Source organism: Desulfovibrio desulfuricans, assembly GCF_024460775.1.
Lineage (GTDB): Bacteria > Desulfobacterota > Desulfovibrionia > Desulfovibrionales > Desulfovibrionaceae > Desulfovibrio > Desulfovibrio desulfuricans_E.
This window is the reverse complement of the sequence record NZ_JANFYZ010000001.1, coordinates 549,478-573,359: the sequence shown is the minus strand read 5'-3', so window position 1 is coordinate 573,359 and position 23,882 is coordinate 549,478. Positions and strand designations below refer to the sequence as shown.

The window sequence follows — 23,882 nt, the reverse complement described above, 5'->3', positions numbered from 1 at the left end:
CAGGCCGTATTGTGGAGTAAGTAAGCTATATTTGTATAATATTATTTTGTGAAAAAAATCACTTTACTCCTGCTCCGGCACAAACTAGTATGAATGCACAACCAGTTGTGCTGGCTGTCGCAGTTACCCAAAAGACAGGAGAAGAGAAATGAAAGGTTTTGCAATGCTTGGCCTGAACAAGATCGGCTGGATAGAAAAAGAAAAGCCCCAGTGCGGCCCGCTGGATGCCCTTGTTCAACCCGTGGCGGTAGCTCCTTGCACTTCAGATGTCCACACGGTTTGGGAGGGCGCGCTGGGTGACCGGCACGACATGATTCTGGGACACGAGGCGGTTGGCAAAGTTGTGGAAGTTGGTTCCTTGGTGCGTTGCTTTAAACCTGGGGACAAGGTCATCGTGCCCGCAATTACGCCAGACTGGAATTCTCTTGAGGCGCAGGCCGGGTATTCCATGCATTCCGGCGGCATGCTCGCGGGCTGGAAATTTTCCAATTTCAAGGACGGCGTGTTCGGCGAGCTTTTTCACGTTAACGATGCGGACGGCAACCTGGCCCTGCTGCCGCCCTCCATTGACCCTGCCGAAGCCGTGATGTTGAGCGATATGGTGCCTACCGGCTTTCATGGTGCGGAACTGGCCGATGTGCAGTACGGCGATTCCGTGCTTGTGGTGGGCATTGGCCCTGTGGGCCTGATGGCTGTTGCGGGCGCGGCATTGCGTGGTGCTGGCGAAATTTTTGCTGTCGGCTCCAGGCCCTTGTGCGCAGATGTTGCCCGTGAATACGGCGCAACGGCTATCATCAATTACCGCGATGGCGACATTGTCAGCCAGGTTATGGACCGCACCAAGGGCAAGGGCGTGGACAAGGCCATCATCGCCGGGGGCGATGTGGATACCTTTGCGGAGGTTATACGCGTGCTCAAACCCGGCGGCCGCATCGGCAACGTGAACTATCTGGGCTCTGGCGATGCCGTTAAAATTCCGCGCATCGAGTGGGGTTGCGGCATGGGGCACAAGATCGTGGCGGGCGGTCTGATGCCCGGCGGCAGGCTGCGCATGGAAAAGCTGGCAAGCCTGCTGGTTCACGGGCGGTTGAGCGTTGCGCCCCTGCTGACCCACAGATTCAAGGGTTTTGAAAATATTGAAAGCGCCCTGTTGATGATGAAGGACAAGCCGCGCGACCTGATCAAGCCCGTTGTGGTGGTCTAGCCTCAACTGTGATGCATCTTGCCGGGTAAACAATAAGCCCCGGCAGTCGCCAAATAAAAAACTCCCGGCATGCCACAGGTATGCCGGGAGTTTTTTATTTATGTGCAATGAGTTGCTAGTTGCCGCCCATCAGCCAGTTCATGGGAACAATCGAAAGGCTGGGGAAGAACAGCAGCAGGAAGAGCATGACCACTTCCACTAGAATGAACGGCACAAGCTTGACGATGAGGTCGGCAAACTTGATGTGCCCGATGCCGCACACCACATACAGCACCGTGCCCACCGGGGGCGTAATAACGCCGATGCCCAGGTTAAGCACAAAGAGCAGGCCGAAATAATACGGGTCAATGCCTGCCTGCTGGATCAGCGGGTAGAACACCGGCGCAAAAATCAGGATGTTGGGCGTGAGGTCCATGACCATGCCGATAAGGAACAGGAAGATATTGATGCTGATGAGCAGCAATATGGGGCTGTCAATAAGCGGCGAGAAGAGCGCGGTCATCTGGTTGGGAATCTGCGCAATGGTGATGAACCAGCCAACGGCCGTCGCCGTGGCCACAATCAGCATAACCACCGAGGTGGTGCGGGCCGCGCGGGCGCTCACCCGCAGCAGATCGCGGAAAGAAAGCTCACGGTAATACAGCACACACACCAAGATGGCGTAAATGGCTGCAAACGCGCCGCCCTCCGTGGGGGTGAAAATGCCAAAGCGAATGCCGCCAAGCAGCAGCACAGGCATCATGAAGGCAGGCGTGGAGTCAATAAGAATCTTGATGGCTTCTTTCTTTGTGAAGCGGATGGTTTCGTTATAGCCATCCTTGCGCACCACAAAGAACCACACCACCATGAGGGCAAGACCGATCATGATACCGGGCACCAGGCCGATCATGAACAGCTTGGTGATGGAAAGACCGCTGACCGTAGCGCCAAGCAGAATAAAGTTGGTGCTGGGCGGAATGATGGGGCCAAGAATAGCGCCGGAGGCGATGACAGCGCCCGCACGGCCAGGGTGGTAACCCACCTGTTTCATCATGGGCAGCAGCAGGCCGCCAAGAGCGGCGGCTTCACCCACCGAGCTGCCCATAAGGCCCGCAAAGATGATACTGGCGATAATGGCCGCATAGCCAAGGCCGCCGCGCACCCGGCCAATCATGAGCTGGGCAAGCTGCACCACGCGTTTCGAAAGGCCGCCCTCCGCCATGATTTCACCGGCGAACACAAAGAAGGGAATGGCCATCAAGGGGTAGTTGTTGGCGCCGTCCAGCATGCTGCCGGGAATAATCATGGCATCCCACATGCCCGAGTGCCACATGAGCACAATGGAGCACAACACAAGCACAATGGCCAACGGAACGCCAATGAGCATGAAGAAGAAGAGGGAGCCGAGGAAAATAAAGAGTTCCATTCTTCTCTCCTAGCCCTTTTGGAAGGTGGATGCAGGTCTGCGAACCAGGCTCACGAGAGAGCGCAGCTCTACAACAAAACCAACAAGGGCCATGATGGGCAGGGTGCCGTTGATAAAGGCCATGTTGACGTTGGTCGCCACAGAGTAGGTATCGAGCGTTTGCAGCACGTTGACCACGCCGCCGTATAGCAGCAGGCCCAGGGCAAAAAGGCTGCATACCGATGCCAGAATATCCACAGCCTTGCGCTTTGCGCCTTCCAGCGTGGTTACAAGCAGGTCAACTGCAATGTGTTTCTTGCAGATAAAGGCCTCAATGGCGCCGAAAAACGTAATGTACATAAAGAGAAAGCGCGCCCATTCTTCGCTCGGCGGGTAGCTGGAAGAAAAGATGTAGCGCAGCAGGGCATTATAAAACACAAGACCGATCATGCCCAGAAAGATGACGGCGCAAAATACTTCAAACAGCAATTGCCCCGTGGTTTCGTGCTTGGGTTCCTGTTCCGGCTCAAGCAAGGCATGCACGCCCGGCGCATGGTCCGGCGGGAAATTTTTGGAAATGTCGTCGCTCATAACGAACCTCTGGAAAACGCTGCCCCAATCGCTGGCTACGCAGTGCCGTGCTGATGCTAGCAAGACTGTTTGTGCCGCCGCAGATGGCTGCGTGAAGAATTGTTGCAACCCCCGCTACCCCAAAAGGCCGCGGGGGTTTTGTCCATGAACTGCACAGGCCGGAAAAGCCTATACTTTTCCGGCCTGTAAAGCGGGGAACAATTATTTGGATTCGCGGTAGCTGGCGGCGCTGTCCAGAATGGCCTGGCAGTTGGGCACCGTATCGTAAAAGAGCTTCCAGCTGCGCTTGCCGGCTTCAGCCATGTAGTCGTGGAATTCCTTGCTGGGGGTATTGATGCTGCCCTTGTTGGCAAGGATGGTCGCCTTGGCTTTTTCGTCGCCTTCCTTAACCATGACCCACACGTCATCGGCGGAGCGCTTGGCGGCTTCGTCAAACCACTTTTTGTCCTCGGCGGGCAACGACTGATAGAACTTGTCGTTGATGTAGAGGGAATGGATCACGAGAATGTGGCCGGTAAGGGTGATCTGGGGGGTGATTTCATACATCTTGAGGCTGACGATGTCGGCCAGGGGGCTGTCGCCGCCGTCGATGACGCCCTGATCAAGCGCGCCGGGCACTTCGGCAAAGGGCATGGGCTGGCCGCTGATGCCGCATTCCTTGGCAAAGTTGGTGTACAGGGGGATGTTGGGCACGCGCATGCGCAGGCCCTTTACATCTTCCACCGTGACGATGGGCTTCTTGGTGTAGAAGTGGCGGAAGCCCAGGGGGAAGGCGTTCATGGTGCGCAGGCCGGACTTTTCGGTGAAGCCTTCGTTGATGAGGTCAAAAGTCTTGCCTTCCATGGCGCGGCGGGCGTGATCCAGATCGTCGAAGAGCATGGGCGTTTCAAGCATGGCCATGGCAGGGTGCAGGGCAGAGGTCTGCGTACCGGTGGCGCACATCTGAATGATGCCCTTGCGTGTGGCGGCAATGTAGGCGTCTTCCTTGCCAAGCTGGCTGTTGGGGAAAACCTGCACTTCATATTTGCCATTGGAAAGTTCGGCAAGATACTTGCCGAAAAGATGCATGCCGATGGTTTCCGGCTCGCCTTCGGGCTTCATGCCCGCCATCTTGATAATGGTCTTGGCTTCAGCGGCCTGGGCAAAACCAAGGGTCATGCCGCAAACAAGGCCCAGAGCAACAAGCAGAGCTACGATACGTTTCATCCTGTAAACCTCCTCGCTAGTAAAACTTAGATGCCGTTTGACAATGAAAACTTATCCCTGTCCACAGCAGGGGGGCAATTATGACCAGCCGACGCGCCCACGTTTCCCAATACGTTCTGGTGCGTCAGACTCTGACGGGTCAAAAGCTGAGGCAAACTTAAGTGACGATCTACCTAAAATTCAACTGTTATTTGCAAAAAAAAGTTGAAGAAGCCCTTATACCCTGAATCCACGCCGAAATGATTGTTTTCAACAAAAATGTAGAAAGATGAAATCTTGCCGCTTTTGCTGAAAATATGGCGACTACTACAGTTGATTTGTAAGTATGAAATTTTTTTTAAAAGAAAAGTTAGATAGTGCATAAAAATATTATTTGAAATTTATTAAATATTAAAAGTAATAATTGTAAAATAAAAAATCATGATCTAGTTTTTGAGAAAAATTCCTGTCCTACTTTTTTTTAGCGGAAAAAATTTATTTTTATTTTTAAAAATAAATTTAAAAATGTTGTTAAAGTACAAGTAATAAATAAAATTTTTAAATATATCATATTTAATCGTGATTATTGTGACAAATATATTACAAGTTTGTGACAATTTTGCGAGGGTAGCTTTTCGGATGGTTCCCCGCCATCTGTTCATGTTCACAACTGGCAGCAGGGCAGGCAGTGAGAAAACTGGTCAGCAACTACGCATCGCAACACCAAGGCCTCTGACCGGGGAGCCATGTGCCCTGATGTTGCAATGCGCAGCGTGCTAGATTTTTTTGAGTTTGTATTCGCGATTTCCAAGGCCCAGCGATTCGCCATAGCTCAGTTGCACCTGTCCGCAGGTATGCGGCCAGCGGGCGGAAAATTTGTCTGCAACCGTTTGGGGCGAGGCCTCCTGCCCAAGCGAAGGGGCTTTTGAAACAAGGTCAAAACAGGCTTGATCCAGCGCTACCGGGTCGGTAGAGGCCAGAATGCCCACATCCGGCACCAGCGGCATGTCGCTCCAGGGGGCGCAGTCGCAGTCGGGTGTTACGTTGAGTACAAAGTTGATGTAGCAAACACTCTTTTTGCGGCCTTTTATTGCCCCATATGCATATTCTGTCATGCGCTCAATAAATGGCTGCATCTCTGTTTCCCAGTCTATGCTAATTGCTTTTTCGGGGCAAACAGTAATGCATTCAAAGCAGCCTATGCATTTTTCAATGTCCACAACGCTTTTTTTGCTTTTCATGCTGAGCGCGTGCTGAGGACACACCTTGACGCACTTGGCGCAGCCAACACATTTTTTTTCGCTGACAGATACGTGGGTGGCGTGCTGTTCCTTTTTGCCGCGCACGGCAGCGCCGCCCATGGCGAGATTCTTGATCGCGCCGCCAAATCCCGCCATTTCATGCCCCTTAAAGTGCGACAGCACCACCATTGCCGGGGCGCGGCGTATCTCTGTGGCGATATGCACGTCTTTGAAATGCTTGCCGTTGATGCGCACGGGCACGTCATTTTCGCCATACAGGCCATCGGCCAGAATGATGGGGGCATGCACCACCGAAGGCGCAAAGCCGTGGGCGTATGCCGTTTGCATGTGGTCAACGGCGGAATACAGGGTTGTTGTATCCGTCAGAAATGGTTTGCCGCCTGCTTCCATGATCTTGTTTACAACCTGGCGCACCAGAGTGGGGTTGAGGTGCGTGTCGTTGCCGTATTCGCCAAAATGCAGCTTGATGGCGGCAAGTTCTTTTTTCTTGATGATTTTTTTCAGATTGAGCGCATCGCAGAGGCGCGCTACCTTGGCGATTTTGCTGTCCTCGTGCGACCGGCAGTGCATATCTGCATAATAAACTGTGGCGGGCATGGCGTGGCCTCCATGTGAGGATGTTTAGGGTGCGGCAGGGCAGGGAATCCGGCATGGTTCTGCCCTGTGCAAAGCTTTAAAACACTAGCTCATGCCGCGCAGCCAAGGCAATAAGGCTGTTCGCAAGTATCGTTGACACGAGTCGCCATTAAGAATAGCGTATTCCGGTTTTAATTTTTTCCACTCAGTCAGTTATGCATAGCTAAGGAGGCTTTATGGCCGTTTATGTCGTTGATCATCCTCTTGTGCGCCACAAGTTGGGCATTTTGCGCATGGGGGCCACCTCCACGCGCGAATTCCGTTCTGTTTCCAACGAGATTGCGCGTCTGCTCATTTACGAAGCCACCAAGGGCTTTCGTACAGAAAAGCACACTGTTGAGGGCTGGGCCGGTCCGGTGGAAATTGAGGCCATTTCCGGCAAGATGGTAACTGTTGTTCCCATCCTTCGTGCTGGCCTTGGCCTCATGGACGGCGTGCTGGACATGATCCCCGGCGCAAAGATCAGCGTTGTGGGCCTGTACCGCAACGAAGAAACCCTTGAACCCGTTGAATATTACGTAAAGCTTGCTACCGATATGGATCAGCGGCTTGCCATCATCCTTGACCCCATGCTGGCAACCGGCGGCTCGCTTATTGCCGCCATCAGTCTGCTGAAGCGCCACGGTTGCAAGCAGATTTGCAGCCTCAACCTTGTGTGCGCGCCCGAAGGGATTGCCAAGGTCAAGGCCGCCCATCCGGATGTGGACATCTACACCGCCGCCATTGACGACCATCTGAACGAAAACGGCTATATCATTCCTGGTCTCGGCGATGCCGGCGACCGTATCTTCGGAACCAAGTAGCGAGGGCCCCATGAGCACAGCCAGTACGCGGCGCGAGATTGCACCCACTGACTATAATTTTCGCTTCAGGGATTGTCTTATAGGCGCGCAGATGCTCTTTGTGGCCTTTGGCGCTCTGGTTCTTGTTCCCCTGTTGACCGGGCTTGACAGCAACGTGGCTCTTTTCACCGCTGGTGTGGGCACTTTGCTGTTTCAGGTCTGCACTCGGGGCAAGGTACCCATTTTTCTTGCTTCGTCCTTTGCCTTTATTGCGCCCATCATTTACGGCGTTCAGACCTGGGGCATGGCGCAAACCCTTGGCGGGCTTGTGTGCTCCGGTCTGGTGTATTTTCTTTTGAGCGGGCTTATCCGCTGGCGCGGCACAGATGTGGTGCTGCGTGTGCTGCCGCCCATTGTGACCGGCCCGGTTATTATGGTTATCGGCCTTATCCTGGCCCCGGTGGCAGTGCATATGGCCCTGGGCAAAACAGGCGACGGCGCGGTTGTGCTGGTGCCTGAGAACACGGCTCTGTGGATTTCCATGACTTCGCTGGCCGTTACCGTGCTGGTGTCGCTCCTGGGCAAGGGCTTTTTGCGCCTCATGCCCATTTTGTGCGGCATTGCGGCGGGCTTTATTGTTTCGATGTTTTTCGGCGTGGGCGACTGGACAAAGGTTGCCGCAACCCCCTGGTTGCAGATGCCCTCGTTCACCTTCCCAGAGTTTGCCTGGGAGCCCATACTGTTTATCATGCCCATTACGCTTGCCCCGGCCATTGAGCATTTTGGCGATGTTGTCGCCATCAGCTCCATTACCGGGCGCGATTACCTGAAAGATCCCGGCGTTCACGCCACCATGTTTGGCGATGGCGTTGCCACCATGGCTGCCGGTTTTGTGGGTGGCCCGCCCTGCACCACCTATGCCGAAGTTATCGGTGCGGTGAGTCTTACGCGGGTGTTCAACCCCGCCGTGATGACCTGGGCGGCCATGTGTTCAATCTTGCTGTCGTTTGTGGCAAAAATCGGCGCGTTTCTTGGTTCCATTCCCGTACCTGTCATGGGCGGCATCATGATTCTGCTGTTCGGCGCGATCATGGTTGTGGGCCTGAACACGCTGGTGCGGGCTGGCAAGGATCTGATGGAGCCGCGCAACATGATCATTGTTGCGCTTATCATCATCTTTGGCGTGGGCGGCATGCAGTTCAGCATTGGTTCGTTCAAGCTTGGCGGCATTGGCCTTGCCGCGGTTACGGGCGTATTGCTCAACCTGCTGTTGCCCAGAAGCCGCACCTAGATACAGAGCTTTTCGGCGCGGATTTTTGTGAGGTTCGCGCTGATCAGGCGCGGCATATGGCTGATCTTGCCTGATCCCTTTTCTATGCGATTCGGCTGATGGGTTTTGTCTGTTTGCGGGCGGCATGGCGTTCTTCGCCGTGCCGCCCTGCTTTTGGGCAAAGTCATTGGGCGGCAGGGGGCAAAGGCAATGAGGCATGCGGCCGCACAGTGCATTCACGGGGGGGGTGAAATTTTCAGGGATTGCCGTACGTTGGTATCAATACTATACGGGGTTGATAGATGTGCCAGGTATTATATCTTTACCGATTGGGCAAGCGCTGTAGATAATATACTGCAATAATAATTTATCATCACACGTAATTATGATAATTGTGTCTAGATATTAAATGAAATAGTATATTTTTAAATAAATACTGCGTAGAAAGTTCTTCTTTTGTCAGTATATATCTGTATTAATGAAAAAAGTGCAGTGATTTTTTTTATAAATATTATTTTTTTAATAAAAACACATTGAATATATATGAAACCGTATAATTAAAGTGTGGCTTAAAACATCTGTACCTGAGCAGAAAAAATCGGTATAGAGATATCCCCCAAGTTTGGATGGGCCTGCCAACCAGCAGACCATTGTCAAAATCCCTTTTCTTTTTTGGGTAAATCCCGAGTCGCCAATGCAGCGTAGTAGTAATCATCAGTCCTGGGAATGGGTAGCCGGGCCAGATTTGTGTTATTGCGACGATGTCCCCTTCAAGTCCGCAATTCTTGGCATTCCAACGGTAAAAGGGCAGTCCCTGTTTTTTGGTATGGATGCCGCTGACCAGCAGATGGCCATGGAAACTCTCATGGATGAATATGGCGAGCCGCGCGCCTTTTCAAACGTGATCGGCCACTATGTGCGGAAAAGCGATGGGGTTCTGTTTCTGCTTGAAATGAGTGGAGAGCCTCTGTTTGATGATGGTTACGGCCTGATGGGATTTAAAGGCGTAGAGCGGGTTATTGCCAACATTGCCCTGTATTCTGCGGGAATTTCCACAGCCATTGACCTCGATACCATCTACGCCACCGCCCCCATTGCCATGTGCGTCGTTGACCGCAACGGCGTGCTTATTTCTGCCAACGAGCACCATGTGCAACTCTCCGGGCGGTCATTGTTTGACACAAGCGGCGTGCATATTTCTTTGTTGCACCCGGAACTGGAAGCAAACATCCAGAGTGACTTTTGCAATCTTGATGCCGGGGGGCGGGTTTCTGACCATGAAGTAAGAATCGACAACAGGGATTACGCTGTTTCTGTCACGCCGGTTCGCAATGCCTCCGGTGGCATCACAGCGCTGTCGCTGGCGTACTTTGATATTACAGAGCGCAAATCGCTGGAACGCAAACTCAAGGAAGCCAACGAGCGCCTGCGCCATATGTCCATTCACGACCATCTCACGGGCGCGTATAACAGAAGATTTTTTGACGCCATCCTGCGCAGGGAGGCTGCCGTGTGCAACCGCCGCGCGGGCAACCTCTCTGTGATCCTCATAGATATCGACTTCTTCAAGTTTTATAACGACAAGTACGGGCATCTGGCAGGCGATGAATGTCTGGCCCAGGTCGCCAGAACCATGAAGGATTCTCTGGAAGATATGGGGGGCGAGCTGTTCCGCTATGGCGGCGAGGAGTTTGCCGTGGTGCTGCCTGAATGCGATGACCGCAACGCCCATGAGGTTTGCGAAACTTTGCGGGCAGCGGTGTGTGATCTCAAAGCGCCCCACGCGGGCAGCGATCGCAACTATGTGACCATAAGCGCCGGGGTGGCCACGGTGCAGAGTCGGTTTGAAAAGGTGTCGCCTTCCCAGCTTGCGGCCAGAATCCTTGAAGCCGCCGATAAGGCGCTTTACGAGGCCAAAAATTCCGGGCGCAACAGGGTCAAGGCCAGCACAGTATAAAACCTTTATCTGGCACTGCCTTTATGTTTTCCTGCCGCATCCCGCTTTGGGAGGGCAGGATTTTTTTTACGGCGTTGTGGCGTCAGGCTACCATTTCCCCGACCCTTCCATTCAGCATCTGCTTTTGTATTTCGTGGCTGTCGCCTGCAATGCCTGCGCCTAGCTCTTGCCCTGTTTATTGCTGCCTGCGCCGGGGCATACGCAGGGTCGCGCCAGCAGCTCCTTAACGTGTTCTGTCATAAAATCCACAAGGGTCCGCACACGCAGGGGCAAACCTTTTTGCACCGGGTAAACCACATGGGCGGGCAGCTCACGCGCGCGCCATTGAGGCAACAGGCGCACCAGCCGCCCGGCGGAGAGGTCTTCCGTCACCAGCCAGCCCGGCAAGGGCGACACCCCAAGCCCCAGCAAGGCCGCTTCACGCAGGGCCGTGACGCCCTCTGCCGTGAGCACAGGGCTCACGTGCAGGGTTTGCTCCTCGCCTGATTCATTAAAAAGGGTGATGTTGCGCGCGCCGCCAAAAACTTCTGTGCCGAGCGTGAGCCAGGGCCAGGCCGCAATGTCGGCTGGTGTTACAGGCATTTGCCTGCCCTCAAGAAATAATGGCGCGGCAACGGGATACCTGCGTATCATGCCCAATGGTCTGGCGATAACTGTTTCATCGGCAACGCTCCCGGCTACCACGCCGGCATCGCAACCTTCTTCAAGCATGCGCAAGGGCCTGTTTGAGTACACCAGATCAACGGTAATGGCCGGATTTTGCAGCATGAACCGAGCCAGAAACTTGCTGACCACGCTCTGCCCAAAGTCGATGGTGGAGAAAAAGCGGATATGCCCCATGAGGGCGGTCTGATCCACGCGCAGGCGGCGCTCGCATTCTTCAGCCATGTTCAGCATGGCGCGGGCATCAGCCAGCACCTTTGCGCCCATGTCTGTCAGGTGCATACGGTGTGTATCGCGCCGCAGCAGCGCTGTGCCGCATTCCGCCTCAATCTGCGCAAGCTGGCGGCTGAGGGTCGGCTGGGTAAGGCCCAGGTTGCGGGCCGCCGCCGAGATGCTGCCGCTTTCGGCAATGCTTACAAAGTTACGCAGCAGGGCAAGATTTGAAAATATTGTCATACGCAATCCGTATAACCAATATGAACGCCATGCGTCTACCAATTATCCGCCCCAAGCAGCATTGTGCTTTCAACAAAGCAAACCAAATGGAGGCGCACATGACCATGCATACATCATCCAATGCGGCCATTGTTACCGGAGCCGCGCGCGGCATTGGCGCGGCCATTGTTCGGCGGCTGGCTGGGGACGGCCTGGCCGTTATCGTCAACTACGCCAGCAGTGCGGGCAAGGCCGAGGCTCTCGCGGCTGATATATGTGCCCAGGGAGGCCGCGCCCTTGCCGTCAAGGCCGATGTAACGGTTCCAGAGCAGGCGGCTGACTTGTTTTCTGCCTGCGAAGGCGCGTTCGGCACTGTGCGAGTGCTTGTAAACAACGCCGGGCTTATGCAGCCCGGCATGGTGCCGCTGGCGCAAACGGACGATACGCTGTTTGACCGCATCGTGAGCACCAATATCAAGGGCGTGTTCAACATGCTGCGGCTGGCTGCCGCCCGCATGCAGGAAGGCGGGCGCATCATCAATCTTTCCACCAGCGTCAACCGTCTTGCCCTGCCGGGGTACGCCATCTACGCGGCCACAAAATCCGCAGTGGAAACCATGACCGGCATTTTTTCCAAAGAACTTCGGGGCCGCGACATCACGGTCAATGCTGTGGGCCCGGGCCCTACGGCTACGGATCTGTTTTTTGAGGGCAAAACAGAAGGGCAGGTGGAGGCAATGGCAAAGCTGCCGCCGCTGGAGCGCCTTGCCCAACCGGAAGATATAGCCTCTGTCGTTGCCTTTCTGGCAGGCAGGGACGGCGGCTGGATCAACGGGCAGACTATCCGGGCCAATGGCGGCATGGTCTAGGGCCTGAGGCAAATTTCATATCGCGTGCAGTGCCGTGCATATTGCGCGCAACTTTCGCAAGCAGACATAAAGGAACATGTTATGAAGACGGAAAATACAGACCCGCAGCAGAACTGGTCGCTTATATACCTGCTGGCTCTGGCCGCAGGATTGGCCGTGGCCAACATCTATTATAACCAGCCCGTGCTGGGGCTGATCGCCGGGGAACTCAAGGGCGGCGACCATGTGGGCCTTGTGGCCACCATCACCCAGATGGGCTACACCCTTGGGCTTCTGTTTCTTGTGCCCCTGTGCGACACGCTGAACAGAAAAAAACTGGTTCTGATTCTCTGCGCGCTGCTGGTAATTTCCGCAGCTCTTGCGGCTCTGGCGCCGGGCATGGCGGTGCTCATGATGGCCTCGGCAGGCATGGGTGTGGCCGCCACCATTACGCAGATGGTTGTTCCCATGGCCGCTGACCTTGCCAGGGAAGGCGAGCGCGGCAAGGCCGTCGGCATTGCCTTCAGCGGTGTTTTGTGCGGTATATTGCTGCCCCGTGTGGTATCTGGCGCGGTGGGTCAGTGGCTCGGCTGGCGCGAGGCCTTCTGGCTGGCTTGCGCCTTTGCCGTGCTGCTGAGCGCCTTGCTGGCCTGGCGCTTGCCTGATCTGCCGAGCAAATCCAGCCTGTCCTATGGTCGGTTGCTGGTCTCCATGCTGCAACTTTTGCGGGATTACCGTGCCCTGCGCTATGCCTCCATTATTCAGGCTTGCGTGTTCGGTGCGTTCAGCGCCTTCTGGTCAGTGCTTGCGCTGTATCTGCAAGGCCCGGCTTACGGGCTTGGTGCAAGCGTGGCTGGTTCGTTCGGCATCGTTGGGCTGGTGGGCGTGCTGGCCGCGCAGGCCGGGGGCAGGCTGACAGACCGCTTTGGCGTCAGGTGCGGCGTGTTGATCGGCGCGCTCACAAGCATCGCGGCCTTTGGCATCATGAGCTTCAGCGGCATGACTGCCCTTGTGCTGGGGGTTATTGTGCTTGATTTCGGCGTGTCCATTGCGCAGGTATCCAACCAGTCGCTCATTCTGGGCTTGTCCGAGTCAGCGCGCGGCAGGGTGAACACCATATACATGACGGTATTTTTTCTGGGTGGTTCGCTGGGTTCGGCTGCGGCCAGTCAGGCCTGGGCGGCATATCGCTGGCCCGGCGTCATGCTCACGGGCGGAGCTTTTGCCCTGGCTGGTTTGTTTTTTCATCTGCTGGAAAGACGCTGCACCTGCCCAAAGACGCGTGTCTCGGACCGCCCCTCGGCTCAGGAGTGCTGTTAAATCCGGCTGTTGCGCCTGCAGTTCAGCCCGCCGGTCTTTTTTACCCGGAATTATAGCCGGGCTGGCGCAAAAAGGGAGGCTTTAGCCTCCCTTTTTGCGTTTGCAAGGATATTTTGCTTACAGCAGCCGCAAAGCGCCGTCGTTTGGGCGCGGATTGTTACAGTTAAGTGGTGCAGGCCAGTTTAAATTTTTTATATCGGCGTGTTAGCCTTGTTACGGCATCGCACAAAAGCCCAATAACCTTCACGCTGCCAGCACACAATCCCTCTGGATTTTTTCTATAGTGCAGACCATGCAATACCCAGTACGCATCCGCATCATTTCAGGCAACGCTGTAAACGGCGGATGTGTCGCGCCGTTACGGCAACGTAGTTGCTGACGGCGTGATGATGGCGGAATCGCGAATGGCCACAGCACATTCAGGAGGAAGCCGCATGTTCCCAAGCCCAGACGGAAAGCAGAGTGAATCCAGCCCGTTCAATGCCTCGTTCTGCGTAGATCTGCACGTCCATTCCCGCCATTCAACCTGCCCCTCGCAGTGGATTTTGCAAAAGATCGGCTGCGGCGAAAGTTACACCCCTCCCCGCAAGATTTACGACATTGCCCGAGCAAGGGGCATGGACTACGTTACGATTACAGATCACGACACCATTGCTGGCGCGCTGGAAATCGCCCATTTGCCGCAGACCTTCATCAGCGAAGAAATTTCGGCCTACTTTCCTGAGGACAAGTGCGAGATTCATGTGCTCGCCTGGGACATCACGGAAGCGCAGCACCGGGAGATAACCCAGCTCAGGGGCAACATCTTTGAGCTTGTTCCCTACCTGATGGGGCAGGGCATTGCCCATGCCTGCGCGCACCCCCTGTGCGCGGCCAATAACCGGTTGACCCTGGGCCATGTGGAGCAGCTCATATTGATGTTTTCAGTCTTTGAGCTCAACGGGGCGCGTAATAATGTGCAGAATGACGCGCTGCGTCAGATTGTGGCCGACCTGACCCCGGAATCCACAGCCAGAATGGAAGAAAAACATGGCCTTGACGCGCTTGTCGCCCAGCCCTGGCGCAAGAGCTTTGTGGCCGGGTCTGACGACCATTCCTCCTGCAATATCGCCAGAAGTTCCACCGTGATAGAAGTTCCCCGCGCGGAACTGGGCTGCTCGGGCCACGCCCCGGCTTCGGCCCTGCTGCGGGCGGTCATGTCAGGGGGCACCACGCCCCGGGTCATCCCTGCAACGCCGCTGGGCTTTGCCCATAATCTGTATGCCATCGGTTACCAGTTCTATAAAAATTCCACAGGACTCGCGCAGGATATCAACAACAGCACCGTGCTGCGCTTTGCCGAAAACATGCTCACGGGCAAGCCAGATACGCGTACCCGCACCATCAAGACGCGTGTCATGTCCATTGGCGGATTTTTGCTCAACTGCGGCAGATGGGTGTCCCGCTCTGAAAAAAGCATGCAGGAAAACATGCTTGAGGCGGCTGGCAGGGCCATTGCCCAATCGCCGGAGCTTGCCGTGGCGGCGGACAGCGTCAACGTCATTGTGCCGCAAGAGCGCATGCCCCGGCGTGAGGCGCTGCTGGCCCGTTTTGTGGGCGATGTTGCGGAAAACGTGCAGCTTGCCTGCGCCAATTCAGTTTTGTCCGATGTGCTTAAAGGCAATTTTTTCAATGTGTTCAAGCTGGTGGGAGCCATGGGGTCGCTCTACGCCATGCTTGCCCCTTATGGCATCGGCTATTCGCTCTTTGCGCAGGATAAAATGTTTACGCGCGAATGCCTGCGTCGTTTTCGCCCAAGGGGTGCCAGATCCGACACGGCTGGGGACAAGGCCGCCATTGCCCATTTTACGGATACCTATCTTGAAGTGAACGGCGTTGCCAAAACCCTGCAATCCATGCTGCCTTTGGCGCGTGAGCAGGGCAAGAAAATGGATATCCTGACCTGCGTTCGGCCAGAAAATGTGGAAGGCAGCCACACCGACGGCCTTGGCCCCATAAATTTCAGCCCCACGGGCAGTTTTTCCATTCCTGAGTATCCAGAGCTGACGCTGCACTATCCGCCAGCGCTTAAAATTGTGCAGCACTGCTATGAAAGCGGCTATACCCTGCTGCATTCCGCAACGCCCGGCCCAATGGGGCTTGCGGCCCTGCTGACGGCAAAAATGCTCAAGCTGCCCATCCATGCCACCTATCACACGGCATTTCCGCAGTATATTCTGGAGCTGACGGGCGACACATCGCTGGAAGAAGCCACCTGGCGGTATGTGTACTGGTACTATAACCAGATGGATGTGGTTTTTGCGCCCTCGGCTGCCACCATGAAGGAACTGATCGCCCACGGTTTGCCAGAGGAAAAAATCCGCCTCTACCCCCGTGGGGTGGACGCTTCGCGCTATACGCCAGCCTGGCGCAACAGCGGGCGGGAGAGCGCTCAGGGTACACGTTTTTTGTATGTGGGGCGGCTCTCCAGAGAAAAAAGCGTCAGCCGTCTTGTGGATGCCTTCCGGATGGTGCTGGGGCATATCCCCGGCGCGCAGCTGACCATTGTGGGCGACGGCCCGCAGGCTGGGGAACTTCAGGTGCAGGCTGCGGACATGCCCGTGACCTTTACGGGCTATCTGAGCGGGGCAGCGCTTGTGCAGGCCTATGAAGAAGCCGACATCTTTGTTTTCCCCTCAACCACAGATACATATGGAAAGGTTGTGCTGGAAGCGCAGGCCGCGGGGCTGGCAGTGGTGGTGAGCGGACAGGGCGGCCCCAGAGAGAACGTGGTGCCGGATAAAAGCGGCATAGTGGTGCGGCAGGAAACGGCAGAGGCCTATGCCTCGGCCATGGTGGCTCTGGCAAGCGATGAGGCCATGCTGTTTGCCATGAAGCGCGAGGCCCGCTGCTATGCAGAATCGCGCAGCTCGCAAAAGGCCTTTGCTGCCCAGTGGAAGCTCATTGAGACCCTGACGCCGCAAGCCTGCTGGTAGCCTTGCGACAGCACGCAGGGTCAATCTGGCAAGTCCTGTACAACGCAGGTGCTGTAACCAACCGTTTGAACAGCATACCGCCGGAAGACGGGGTTTGATGTCAACCTGACCGCCCTTGGCAGAATGCTTGGGGCGGTTTTCAGTCGCTGATTCTGTTCACAAGGCGGGCCAGCACATCGGGGCCGTCCTTGAGGAGCCTTTCGCGCATGGCCGAAGCCTCGCTGAAGGTAATTTCCGCAAGCAGGTCTTTGCCTTTATCCGGATTGCTGGAAATAATGGCTTCAAAGGTCTGGGCCACAGCTTCCTCATCACGGCCAGTCAACTGGCTGAGGGCACCAATCAAAACATCAACTCTGCGCATGAAAATTATCCTTAAGCCTGATGCGTTTTGACATTTCAAATTTCGGGGCAGGGCGTTGCTGCATCCCAGATGGTGAACATACTGAAATAGCAGGTTTATCCCTTGCCCGGTGTATAGCGTTTACAGCACCTGCGGGCAAGCCCGGATGTGTGAAAGAAATGTGAACATTGCGTATTTGTAGCAGAAAATGCCGGGGGTTGCTGGCTGAGCGGCTAAAAAGTGTTTGTCTGCACGACCAGTAATCTGACCTACGCAGGGCCGCCCAGTAACAATGGTATGTCAAAATGAGCGGATTCGGCAGCAGATAGCGAGCGCGTGATGCGCAGGCCAATGTAGCGCGTGAGGTCAACAAACTGCGGCTGAATGGTGCGTCCGTCAGGGTCTCGCGCCACAAGAACGCAGGGTTGGGCGGGAAAATTGGGGTTGGAGCGGCACACAATGCCCTGGTGCTCGTTTGAAAGCTCCACAGCAGTACCCACGGGGAAAATGCCCACCATTTTGATGAAGCGTTCCACATAGCCGGGTGCCCATGCCTGACCACGCATTTTGTACATCATGCCCAGCGCCTTGTTGGGGGCCAATGCCCCTTTGTAAACACGCTTGGACGAAAGGGCGTCATACACGTCGCTGAGCGAAAGAATACGGCCAAAAACGCCAATCTGCTTGCCGGATAGCCGGTTGGGGTAGCCCGTGCCGTTGTGCTTTTCGTGGTGCTGCGCAATGCCTTCAATGGCTTCTTGCTCAACGCTTGAAAACTGCTTGATTTTTTCAACACCAAGCAGCACATGCGACCGCATGACCTCAAATTCCTGAAACGTCAGGGAGCGGGGCGCGGTGAGAATTTCGTTGGGAATCAGCGCCTTGCCGTAATCGTGCAGCAGCCCGGCCAACCCGACGTTGTGCAGCCGGTCGTCGGGCATGCCCAGAAAATTGGCAAAGGCCACGGCAAAAATGGTTACGTTGACGCTGTGGGCGTAGGTGTATTCGTCTGTTTTTTTGAGCAGAGAAAGCGTCACCAGCGCGTCAACGTTGCGCGAAAGGCTTTTGATAATGTCGCCCACCAGCGGGCGCGCAAAGGTAAGATCAAGCGCGCCGCCTCTGGCGGATTCGAGAAAGTTTTTCACATTCTCGTAGGCGTCTTCATAAATCCTGTTGGCGGCCTGAAGTTCTATGGCAAGTGGAATATTTGGCTGGGGAGCCGCAGAATTTTCGTCGCGTGAGCGTTCCGGGTCGTAGTATGCTTCGGCAAATCCTTGAAGGATTATGCCGTTGATTTCGTCGTCCGACGCCAGAATTCCCTCCTGCATATACAGCAGAGGGGCTTTCAGCCATGATATCCCGGGGTCAACAATATACATCCCCGGGCGTAGGGTTGAAACGGGTATTTTGATGTGGGACATGTGGTCTTGATCGCCTGGATATAAGTTTTTGCCTTGATCTTCGCAGATAGCAAACCCCGCAGTAATGCCCACGCAAGGCCAACACGCCGCCGCAAATAGATTTTGAAATTATGCGATATTTGAAAAATAAATTCAACACGCAATTTGCTGGGAATTAATTCTTATGATTACAGGTGAGTATCGATGTCACTCGTCACGCTTGTGGGCCGATTGTGTAAAGGATATAGACCTGCTTGGCAGAAAAAGGCCTCACCATGTGTGCAGCGCACTAATCTGTATGCTATGGTTCCCAAAAGTTGCTGTTTGACGCCGTAGTGCGGCGCAGGAGTTCCCCTCTATGTTCAGCTCAGTCAGCTTGGTTTTGCGGTTGCGGCATACCGTTGCTGTTTCGGCAGGCGTGTTTTGCATTTTAGCGGGCATAAGCGTTGCGTCGATTGCTGCAGATGCGGCATCTACTGCCCCGGCTATTGCTTCGTCAGCTCCGGCCCCCTCATGGGCGCCCGATGCGCAGGATGCCCGCAAGGCTTTGCGCAACGATGCAACCCCGCCCGCCAAACGCGAACCTTCAGTGATGCTTCCACCGCTCGGACCTGACGCGGTGGGCACCATCCGGCGGGTTGCGCTGGCCGATGGGGCCAAGGTGGTTGCTCTTACCTTTGATCTTTGCGAGCTGGATACCGTCACTACCGGCTGCGATATGGATATTCTCGGTTTTTTGCGGGCCGAGCATATCCCGGCCACGCTTTTTATGGGCGGCAAGTGGATGCGCACCCATTCCCGCCGGGTGCTGCAAATCATGACCGAGCCGCAGTTTGAAATAGCCAACCATGCGTGGTCGCACGGCAATTTTGCCCTGCTTTCCCCGGCTGGTCTGCGCGCCCAGGTTTTGTGGACGCAGGCCCAGTATGAGCTGCTGCGCGAGGAGGCCTTGCGCGAAGCCAGGGCGCAGGACCGCCCGGAGCCTGTCATTCAGCCTGTGCCTACACTGTTCCGTCTGCCTTACGGGCGTTGCAGCGACCAGTCTTTACAGGCGCTGGCAAAGCTGGGCATGCAGGTGGTGCAGTGGGATGTGGTGGCGGAATCCGGCGCGGACAATACCAATATCGAGCATGCGCGGCGCGAGGCCCATCTGGTTGCCTCGCAGGTCAAACCGGGTTCCATACTGCTGTTCCACGCCAATCTGGTGCCCAAGGGCTCGGCGCAACTGTTGCGCGAGACTGTGACGGAACTGCGCCGCAGAGGCTACAATTTCGTTTCTGTGAGTACCCTGCTGGGCATGGGGGTTCCGCAGCGCACCATGAACGGCTATTTTACATCGCCGGGCGACAACAAGGCGCTGGACAGCAAATTCGGTGTTGACGGCACTGGGCGGCATACGCCCTTTAACGGCGAGTAGCCCTTCGCCTGAAACCGGAAGCAAGGAAATCCCTTCGTGAAGCAATACCTTTTTTTTGATCTTGACGGCACAGTAACAGACTCCAAAACCGGCATCATCCGCTCTGTGCAGCATGCCCTGAAGTATTTTGATATTGCCCGCGCTGACGATGAACTGCTGTATTTTATCGGTCCCCCGCTGAAGGATTCGTTCGGTAAGCTTTTTGGGGGCGATGCGGCCAAGGCTGATCTGGCCGTGCAGAAATACCGTGAGTATTATTCGGTCACGGGTATATTTGAAAATGCGCTTTATGACGGCGTGGCAGACATGCTGGCCGATCTGCGGCGTCAGGGCCGGGTGTTGTCGCTGGCTACATCCAAGCCGGAACCCTTTGCCCAGCGTATTCTGGAGCATTTTGGCATTGCCAGCCTGTTTGACCATGTGGCGGGAGCGGAGCTGACCGGCCCGCGCAACAGCAAAACATCCGTGCTGCGGCATGCCTGCGGCCTTTGCGGTGTTGCGGATATGGCGCAATGCCTGATGGTGGGCGACCGGAAATATGACATTCTTGGCGCGCATGCTGTGGGTATGGACGGTGTGGGCGTACTCTATGGCTATGGTTCGCGCGGCGAGCTTGAAGAAGCCGGGGCGGACAAGTTGTGCGAAGACGTTCCCGCCTTGCGGCAACTGCTCCTTGCCTGATTGTCGCCACGGTCTGGCAGGAGCCTCAGACAACAAAAAAACTCCCCGCAAGCGGGGAGTTTTTTTGTTCAATATGTCGGTAAGCTGTATGGCAGGCGTTTAGCCCAGATCCCAGTCCAGCCCGAAGGTGTCGTGCAGAATGCGCACGGCAAGCTCAACGTATTTTTCCTGAATCAGGATGGTGATCTTGATTTCAGAGGTGCTGATCATAAGGATATTGATGCCTTCCTGAGTCAGTGCGGCAAAGGCCCGCGCTGCTACTCCAGAATGGTTGCGCATGCCCACGCCGATGGCGGAAACCTTGGCAACGCTCACATCGTGCAGCACTTCGCGCGCGCCGGTCTTCTGGGCGACTTCTTCCATCATCTGCAAGGTCTGCTTGAGATCCTTGCGCGAGATGGTGAAGGTCATGTCGGTATGGCCGTCCTGGCTGGTGTTCTGCACGATCATATCGACCAGAATGCCCTTTTCGGAAAGAGGGCCAAACACCGCCGCAGCCGTACCGGGCACGTCGGGAAGGTCGCGCAGGGTCACGCGGGCCTGATCTTTGTCATATGCAATGCCGGAAACGAGTACGGCTTCCATGGTGGAGTCCTCCTGAGTGACAAGCGTGCCTGGATCATCGCTGAACGTAGAGCGCACGCGCACGGGAACCTTGTATTTTTTGGCAAATTCTACCGAACGGATGTGCAGCACCTTGGCCCCCATGCTTGCCATTTCAAGCATTTCTTCATAGGCAACGCGGTCCATTTTGCGGGCCGTGGAGCAGATGTTGGGGTCGGTGGTGTAAACACCGTCAACGTCGGTGTAAATGTCGCATTCCACAGAGCCGAGGGAAGCGGCCAGCGCCACCGCCGAGGTGTCCGAACCGCCGCGTCCGAGCGTGGTGATGCGGCCATCTTCGGTGCAACCCTGAAACCCGGCGACCACAAGCACATCGTAGTCGTTAAGGTATTTGCGCAGGGAATTGCTGTCGATGGAGCGAATGCGCGCACGGCCAAAATCGTTGTCCGTGGTGATGGGAATCTGCCAGCCGAGCAGCGAGCGGGCGCGGATGCCCGCATCTTTGAGCAGCATGGTGAACAGGCTGATGGAAACCTGTTCGCCAGTGGAAACGAGCGAATCAACTTCCGCGCGGTCAGGCGTGGAAGACCATTCATCAGCAAGGGCAAGCAGCTTGTTGGTGTCGCCAGCCCGAGCCGAAAGCACCGCAATGACCTTATACCCCTTGGCAAGGCCTCCCAGCACTTTCTCTCGCACCTGCTTCATGCACTCCAGCTTGGCAACGGAAGTGCCGCCAAATTTCTGGACCAAAATTTTCATGCCTGTATCCATTGTCCTCAATCCTTGATGGGTACAACAGGTCAGCCCACCCCGGAACTGGTTACCCGTGGTCAGGACTGTCCACAGGCCAATTTCGGCGCAGGTGGCGCAAAAGTTCAGTGGCAATATGGCCATGAGCTTGCAGCGTCAGTAGGCGACTTTCTTCGCACGGTTGCACTGAGATGTCCAGATAATCTTGCGGCATTTCCGCCTCGGGCAGGTATTCCGACCATTCCAGCACAGACAGGATTTGCGGATTATCCAGACCCTCGGCAATTTCATCAGGCAGACTGCCGGGGCTGCGGTACAGATCGCTGTGTATGACAGGCGGTTGGGTAGGGTAATAGTTGCAGAGCGTGAACGAAGGGCTGCCCACCTCGGCCTGATCGCCGCCGGGCATGGCCTCCACCAGGGCGCGGGTAAGCGTGGTTTTGCCGCTGCCAAGCGGGCCACGCAGCAACAATGCCGCAATGCCGCAGGTGGCGACAGCCTCGGCAAGCATATGCCCTAGGCGGTTGGTATCAGAAAGATTGTGCAGGATTATCTGGGCCATGGCAGGATGTCGTCCTTTGATTCACTGGCTGCCATGCAGGCAGAGAGGGTTTGCGGCAATGCATCCGCCACTGCCGAGGGCGTATTGCCCCTGAGGGGCCATTGTTCGGCAATGCTTTTGCCCGCAAGGGCGTGCAGGGCCGCTGCCTGCCCGGCCAGCATGTGGGATGGGGTTAAAGTCTGATTTGCGGTATTGTTGTGCACTTGCGCTTGCTCTTTTGCGGTCTGCATGCCGGGCAGCAGCCGGGCAAGCAGCCCGCCAGCGCAGCCCGCCAGCACATCGCCCGAGCCTCCTACCGCAAGCTGCGGCACATCGTAGGGGCAAAGCAGTGTTGGGGCATCAGCCTGCCCTATGAGGCTTGCCGCTCCTTTGAGAATAATCACGCCACGGCAGAGATTGCGCAGGCGCTCAAGCGCGCCTTGCCGGTCGGCCTGAACATCCGCTGCGGAACAGCCCAACAGGGTTGCCGCTTCGCCGGGGTGGGGCGTCAGAATATCATCTGCGGTTATGCGGTCGAGCAGGCCTTGTCGCCCGGCCAGCAGCACCAGGGCATCGGCGTCAAATACCGTGGGCGGTCTGTGGCCCAGTGCCAAAAGAGCTTCAACAAAGGCCGCAGCGTCCTGCCCCCGGCCCATGCCGGGGCCGACCACAAGGGCAGCGCAGCGTTGGGCCAGTTCCACAAAATTTTGCGGCAGGCGGGCGGGCCACTGGCGTTCGCTCTCGCCCAGCGGCAGGGTCATTATTTCGGGCCAGCCGTTCTTGATATCCGCAATGCCAGCACCGGGCGCGGCGGCGGTTACAAGGCCTGCACCTGCGCGCAGGGCCGCACGGGCAGCAAGATGCGCTGCTCCGCCAAGACCGGGCGCGCCACCAACCACCAGCACATGCCCGTAGGAGTTTTTGAAGCCTCCGGGCTGAATCTTCGCAAGCGGGGCGAGGCAATGCCCGTCAGCAACGTAAAAAGAGCAGGGAGCCTTGCGCCGTGCGGCAAGGGGAATGCCAATGCTGCGCACGTGCAGCGCGCCCGTCCAGGGGCGCGCCTCGGGCAAGGCCAGCCCCGGCTTGGCGGCCGCAAAGCTGACTGTGGCCGTGGCGCGCACTGCTTCCGGCATGGGCAGGCCGGTGCGTCCGTCGAGGCCAGATGGAATATCCAGTGCCAGCACAAAGGGACGACTTTGCAGGGAATTGACCGAACGCACAAGCTCCAGCGCATCCGGTCGCAGTTGACCGCTGAAACCTGTACCCAACAGACCATCCACAAGAATATGGGGTAGCTCCGCCCTTTGAAAGACCGCCGGGCGCCAGCGTTCAAAGGTAACGCCTGCGGCTCTGGCAATGCGTACATGTTTGCCGCAGGCCCCCTTGCAGGCGGCAAGAGGCCGCGTGTGCAGCACCAGCGGTTCCGCGCCCGCGTCCAGCAAATGCCGCGCAAGGCATGCGGCATCGCCGCCGTTGTTGCCGCTGCCCATAAGCAGCCATACGCGCAGCCCCGTTAGCTGTGGCTGGTATTCTCGCAAGACGTCAAAGGCCGCTCTGGCGGCATTTTCCATCAGCAGCTCTTCGGGCAGGCCAAGGGCCATGGCTTCCGCATCCCACTGGCGCATTTCAGCGGGCAGGGGCAGGGGAGGGAACAGGTCGTCAAATGAAGTGGGCATG

General features: G+C 56.2%; 19 protein-coding genes. 9 read left to right on the top strand and 10 right to left on the bottom strand.

Annotation, left to right across the window (positions count from 1 at the left end; translation table 11 throughout):
* Positions 1-148: 148 nt before the first annotated feature.
* Positions 149-1,204 carry an NAD(P)-dependent alcohol dehydrogenase gene (locus NE637_RS02390; protein ID WP_192111986.1) on the top strand — a complete coding sequence of 352 codons (1,056 nt, stop codon included), beginning with the start codon at positions 149-151 and terminating at the stop codon, positions 1,202-1,204.
* A 115-nt stretch (positions 1,205-1,319) separates the two neighbouring features.
* Here the strand turns inward: NE637_RS02390 and NE637_RS02385 are convergent, their stop codons facing one another.
* From NE637_RS02385 to NE637_RS02370, 4 genes are all read right to left on the bottom strand, one after another.
* Positions 1,320-2,609 carry a TRAP transporter large permease gene (locus NE637_RS02385; protein ID WP_192111985.1) on the bottom strand — a complete coding sequence of 430 codons (1,290 nt, stop codon included), beginning with the start codon at positions 2,607-2,609 and terminating at the stop codon, positions 1,320-1,322.
* Between the two features lie 9 nt (positions 2,610-2,618).
* A complete protein-coding gene (locus NE637_RS02380; RefSeq protein ID WP_227117948.1) occupies positions 2,619-3,179 on the bottom strand; it encodes a TRAP transporter small permease in 561 nt (186 codons plus the stop codon).
* Between the two features lie 201 nt (positions 3,180-3,380).
* Positions 3,381-4,385: a TRAP transporter substrate-binding protein gene (locus NE637_RS02375; RefSeq protein WP_192111983.1), complete on the bottom strand. Its 1,005-nt coding sequence runs from the start codon at positions 4,383-4,385 to the stop codon at positions 3,381-3,383.
* A gap of 755 nt (positions 4,386-5,140) precedes the next feature.
* Positions 5,141-6,223, bottom strand: a complete 1,083-nt coding sequence (locus tag NE637_RS02370; protein ID WP_227117947.1) for a DUF362 domain-containing protein — start codon at positions 6,221-6,223, stop codon at positions 5,141-5,143.
* 215 nt (positions 6,224-6,438) lie between these two features.
* On the opposite strand from NE637_RS02370, the gene upp reads away from it, so the two are divergent.
* The 3 genes from upp (at position 6,439) to NE637_RS02355 (ending at position 10,271) form a co-directional block, all read left to right on the top strand.
* Entirely contained in the window at positions 6,439-7,065 is a 627-nt protein-coding gene (gene upp / locus NE637_RS02365) for a uracil phosphoribosyltransferase (RefSeq protein WP_192111981.1), read from the top strand.
* Positions 7,066-7,075: 10 nt separating this feature from the next.
* The gene (locus NE637_RS02360) at positions 7,076-8,335 is read left to right on the top strand and encodes a uracil-xanthine permease family protein (RefSeq protein WP_192111980.1); all 1,260 of its coding nucleotides are present in this window, start codon (positions 7,076-7,078) and stop codon (positions 8,333-8,335) included.
* Positions 8,336-9,008: 673 nt separating this feature from the next.
* Positions 9,009-10,271 carry a sensor domain-containing diguanylate cyclase gene (locus tag NE637_RS02355; protein WP_227117946.1) on the top strand — a complete coding sequence of 421 codons (1,263 nt, stop codon included), beginning with the start codon at positions 9,009-9,011 and terminating at the stop codon, positions 10,269-10,271.
* A 159-nt stretch (positions 10,272-10,430) separates the two neighbouring features.
* On the opposite strand, the gene NE637_RS02350 is transcribed toward NE637_RS02355, so the two are convergent.
* Positions 10,431-11,390, bottom strand: coding sequence for a LysR family transcriptional regulator (locus NE637_RS02350; protein ID WP_227117945.1), 960 nt, complete (start codon positions 11,388-11,390; stop codon positions 10,431-10,433).
* A gap of 98 nt (positions 11,391-11,488) precedes the next feature.
* Here NE637_RS02350 and NE637_RS02345 point away from each other — a divergent pair, with 98 nt between their 5' ends.
* The 3 genes from NE637_RS02345 (at position 11,489) to NE637_RS02335 (ending at position 16,512) form a co-directional block, all read left to right on the top strand.
* Entirely contained in the window at positions 11,489-12,238 is a 750-nt protein-coding gene (locus NE637_RS02345; protein WP_227117944.1) for an SDR family oxidoreductase, read from the top strand.
* A gap of 81 nt (positions 12,239-12,319) precedes the next feature.
* Positions 12,320-13,537, top strand: coding sequence for an MFS transporter (locus tag NE637_RS02340; protein ID WP_256267563.1), 1,218 nt, complete (start codon positions 12,320-12,322; stop codon positions 13,535-13,537).
* A 434-nt stretch (positions 13,538-13,971) separates the two neighbouring features.
* Positions 13,972-16,512: a glycosyltransferase gene (locus tag NE637_RS02335; RefSeq protein ID WP_192111976.1), complete on the top strand. Its 2,541-nt coding sequence runs from the start codon at positions 13,972-13,974 to the stop codon at positions 16,510-16,512.
* A gap of 139 nt (positions 16,513-16,651) precedes the next feature.
* Here the strand turns inward: NE637_RS02335 and NE637_RS02330 are convergent, their stop codons facing one another.
* Together NE637_RS02330 and NE637_RS02325 are read right to left on the bottom strand one after the other, a co-directional pair.
* On the bottom strand, positions 16,652-16,873 hold the full coding sequence (locus NE637_RS02330) for a hypothetical protein (RefSeq protein ID WP_022659278.1): 222 nt from the start codon (positions 16,871-16,873) through the stop codon (positions 16,652-16,654).
* 248 nt (positions 16,874-17,121) lie between these two features.
* Positions 17,122-18,273, bottom strand: a complete 1,152-nt coding sequence (locus NE637_RS02325; protein ID WP_192111975.1) for an HD-GYP domain-containing protein — start codon at positions 18,271-18,273, stop codon at positions 17,122-17,124.
* A gap of 337 nt (positions 18,274-18,610) precedes the next feature.
* On the opposite strand from NE637_RS02325, the gene NE637_RS02320 reads away from it, so the two are divergent.
* Positions 18,611-19,669, top strand: a complete 1,059-nt coding sequence (locus NE637_RS02320) for a polysaccharide deacetylase family protein (RefSeq protein WP_215647849.1) — start codon at positions 18,611-18,613, stop codon at positions 19,667-19,669.
* Between the two features lie 36 nt (positions 19,670-19,705).
* Positions 19,706-20,350 (top strand): HAD-IA family hydrolase, encoded by a 645-nt coding sequence (locus NE637_RS02315; protein ID WP_215647850.1) that lies wholly within the window; start codon positions 19,706-19,708, stop codon positions 20,348-20,350.
* 99 nt (positions 20,351-20,449) lie between these two features.
* On the opposite strand, the gene NE637_RS02310 is transcribed toward NE637_RS02315, so the two are convergent.
* The 3 genes from NE637_RS02310 to NE637_RS02300 all read right to left on the bottom strand — a co-directional run bounded on the left by NE637_RS02310 (position 20,450) and on the right by NE637_RS02300 (position 23,881).
* Positions 20,450-21,673, bottom strand: coding sequence for an aspartate kinase (locus tag NE637_RS02310; protein WP_027180909.1), 1,224 nt, complete (start codon positions 21,671-21,673; stop codon positions 20,450-20,452).
* A 61-nt stretch (positions 21,674-21,734) separates the two neighbouring features.
* Positions 21,735-22,226 (bottom strand): tRNA (adenosine(37)-N6)-threonylcarbamoyltransferase complex ATPase subunit type 1 TsaE, encoded by a 492-nt coding sequence (locus NE637_RS02305; protein WP_227117942.1) that lies wholly within the window; start codon positions 22,224-22,226, stop codon positions 21,735-21,737.
* On the bottom strand, positions 22,214-23,881 hold the full coding sequence (locus tag NE637_RS02300) for an NAD(P)H-hydrate dehydratase (protein WP_227117941.1): 1,668 nt from the start codon (positions 23,879-23,881) through the stop codon (positions 22,214-22,216). The genes NE637_RS02305 and NE637_RS02300 overlap by 13 nt, the downstream gene beginning before the upstream one ends.
* Between the last annotated feature and the right edge of the window lies 1 nt (position 23,882).

Excerpts from the sequence above, each read along its gene's own strand:
- NE637_RS02390 (WP_192111986.1), top strand. The coding sequence starts at position 149 with ATGAAAGGTTTTGCAATGCTTGGCCTGAACAAGATCGGCTGGATAGAA.
- NE637_RS02385 (WP_192111985.1), bottom strand. The coding sequence starts at position 2,609 with ATGGAACTCTTTATTTTCCTCGGCTCCCTCTTCTTCTTCATGCTCATT.
- NE637_RS02380 (WP_227117948.1), bottom strand. The coding sequence starts at position 3,179 with ATGAGCGACGACATTTCCAAAAATTTCCCGCCGGACCATGCGCCGGGC.
- NE637_RS02375 (WP_192111983.1), bottom strand. The coding sequence starts at position 4,385 with ATGAAACGTATCGTAGCTCTGCTTGTTGCTCTGGGCCTTGTTTGCGGC.
- NE637_RS02370 (WP_227117947.1), bottom strand. The coding sequence starts at position 6,223 with ATGCCCGCCACAGTTTATTATGCAGATATGCACTGCCGGTCGCACGAG.
- upp (WP_192111981.1), top strand. The coding sequence starts at position 6,439 with ATGGCCGTTTATGTCGTTGATCATCCTCTTGTGCGCCACAAGTTGGGC.
- NE637_RS02360 (WP_192111980.1), top strand. The coding sequence starts at position 7,076 with ATGAGCACAGCCAGTACGCGGCGCGAGATTGCACCCACTGACTATAAT.
- NE637_RS02355 (WP_227117946.1), top strand. The coding sequence starts at position 9,009 with ATGCAGCGTAGTAGTAATCATCAGTCCTGGGAATGGGTAGCCGGGCCA.
- NE637_RS02350 (WP_227117945.1), bottom strand. The coding sequence starts at position 11,390 with ATGACAATATTTTCAAATCTTGCCCTGCTGCGTAACTTTGTAAGCATT.
- NE637_RS02345 (WP_227117944.1), top strand. The coding sequence starts at position 11,489 with ATGACCATGCATACATCATCCAATGCGGCCATTGTTACCGGAGCCGCG.
- NE637_RS02340 (WP_256267563.1), top strand. The coding sequence starts at position 12,320 with ATGAAGACGGAAAATACAGACCCGCAGCAGAACTGGTCGCTTATATAC.
- NE637_RS02335 (WP_192111976.1), top strand. The coding sequence starts at position 13,972 with ATGTTCCCAAGCCCAGACGGAAAGCAGAGTGAATCCAGCCCGTTCAAT.
- NE637_RS02330 (WP_022659278.1), bottom strand. The coding sequence starts at position 16,873 with ATGCGCAGAGTTGATGTTTTGATTGGTGCCCTCAGCCAGTTGACTGGC.
- NE637_RS02325 (WP_192111975.1), bottom strand. The coding sequence starts at position 18,273 with ATGTCCCACATCAAAATACCCGTTTCAACCCTACGCCCGGGGATGTAT.
- NE637_RS02320 (WP_215647849.1), top strand. The coding sequence starts at position 18,611 with ATGTTCAGCTCAGTCAGCTTGGTTTTGCGGTTGCGGCATACCGTTGCT.
- NE637_RS02310 (WP_027180909.1), bottom strand. The coding sequence starts at position 21,673 with ATGAAAATTTTGGTCCAGAAATTTGGCGGCACTTCCGTTGCCAAGCTG.
- NE637_RS02305 (WP_227117942.1), bottom strand. The coding sequence starts at position 22,226 with ATGGCCCAGATAATCCTGCACAATCTTTCTGATACCAACCGCCTAGGG.
- NE637_RS02300 (WP_227117941.1), bottom strand. The coding sequence starts at position 23,881 with ATGCCCACTTCATTTGACGACCTGTTCCCTCCCCTGCCCCTGCCCGCT.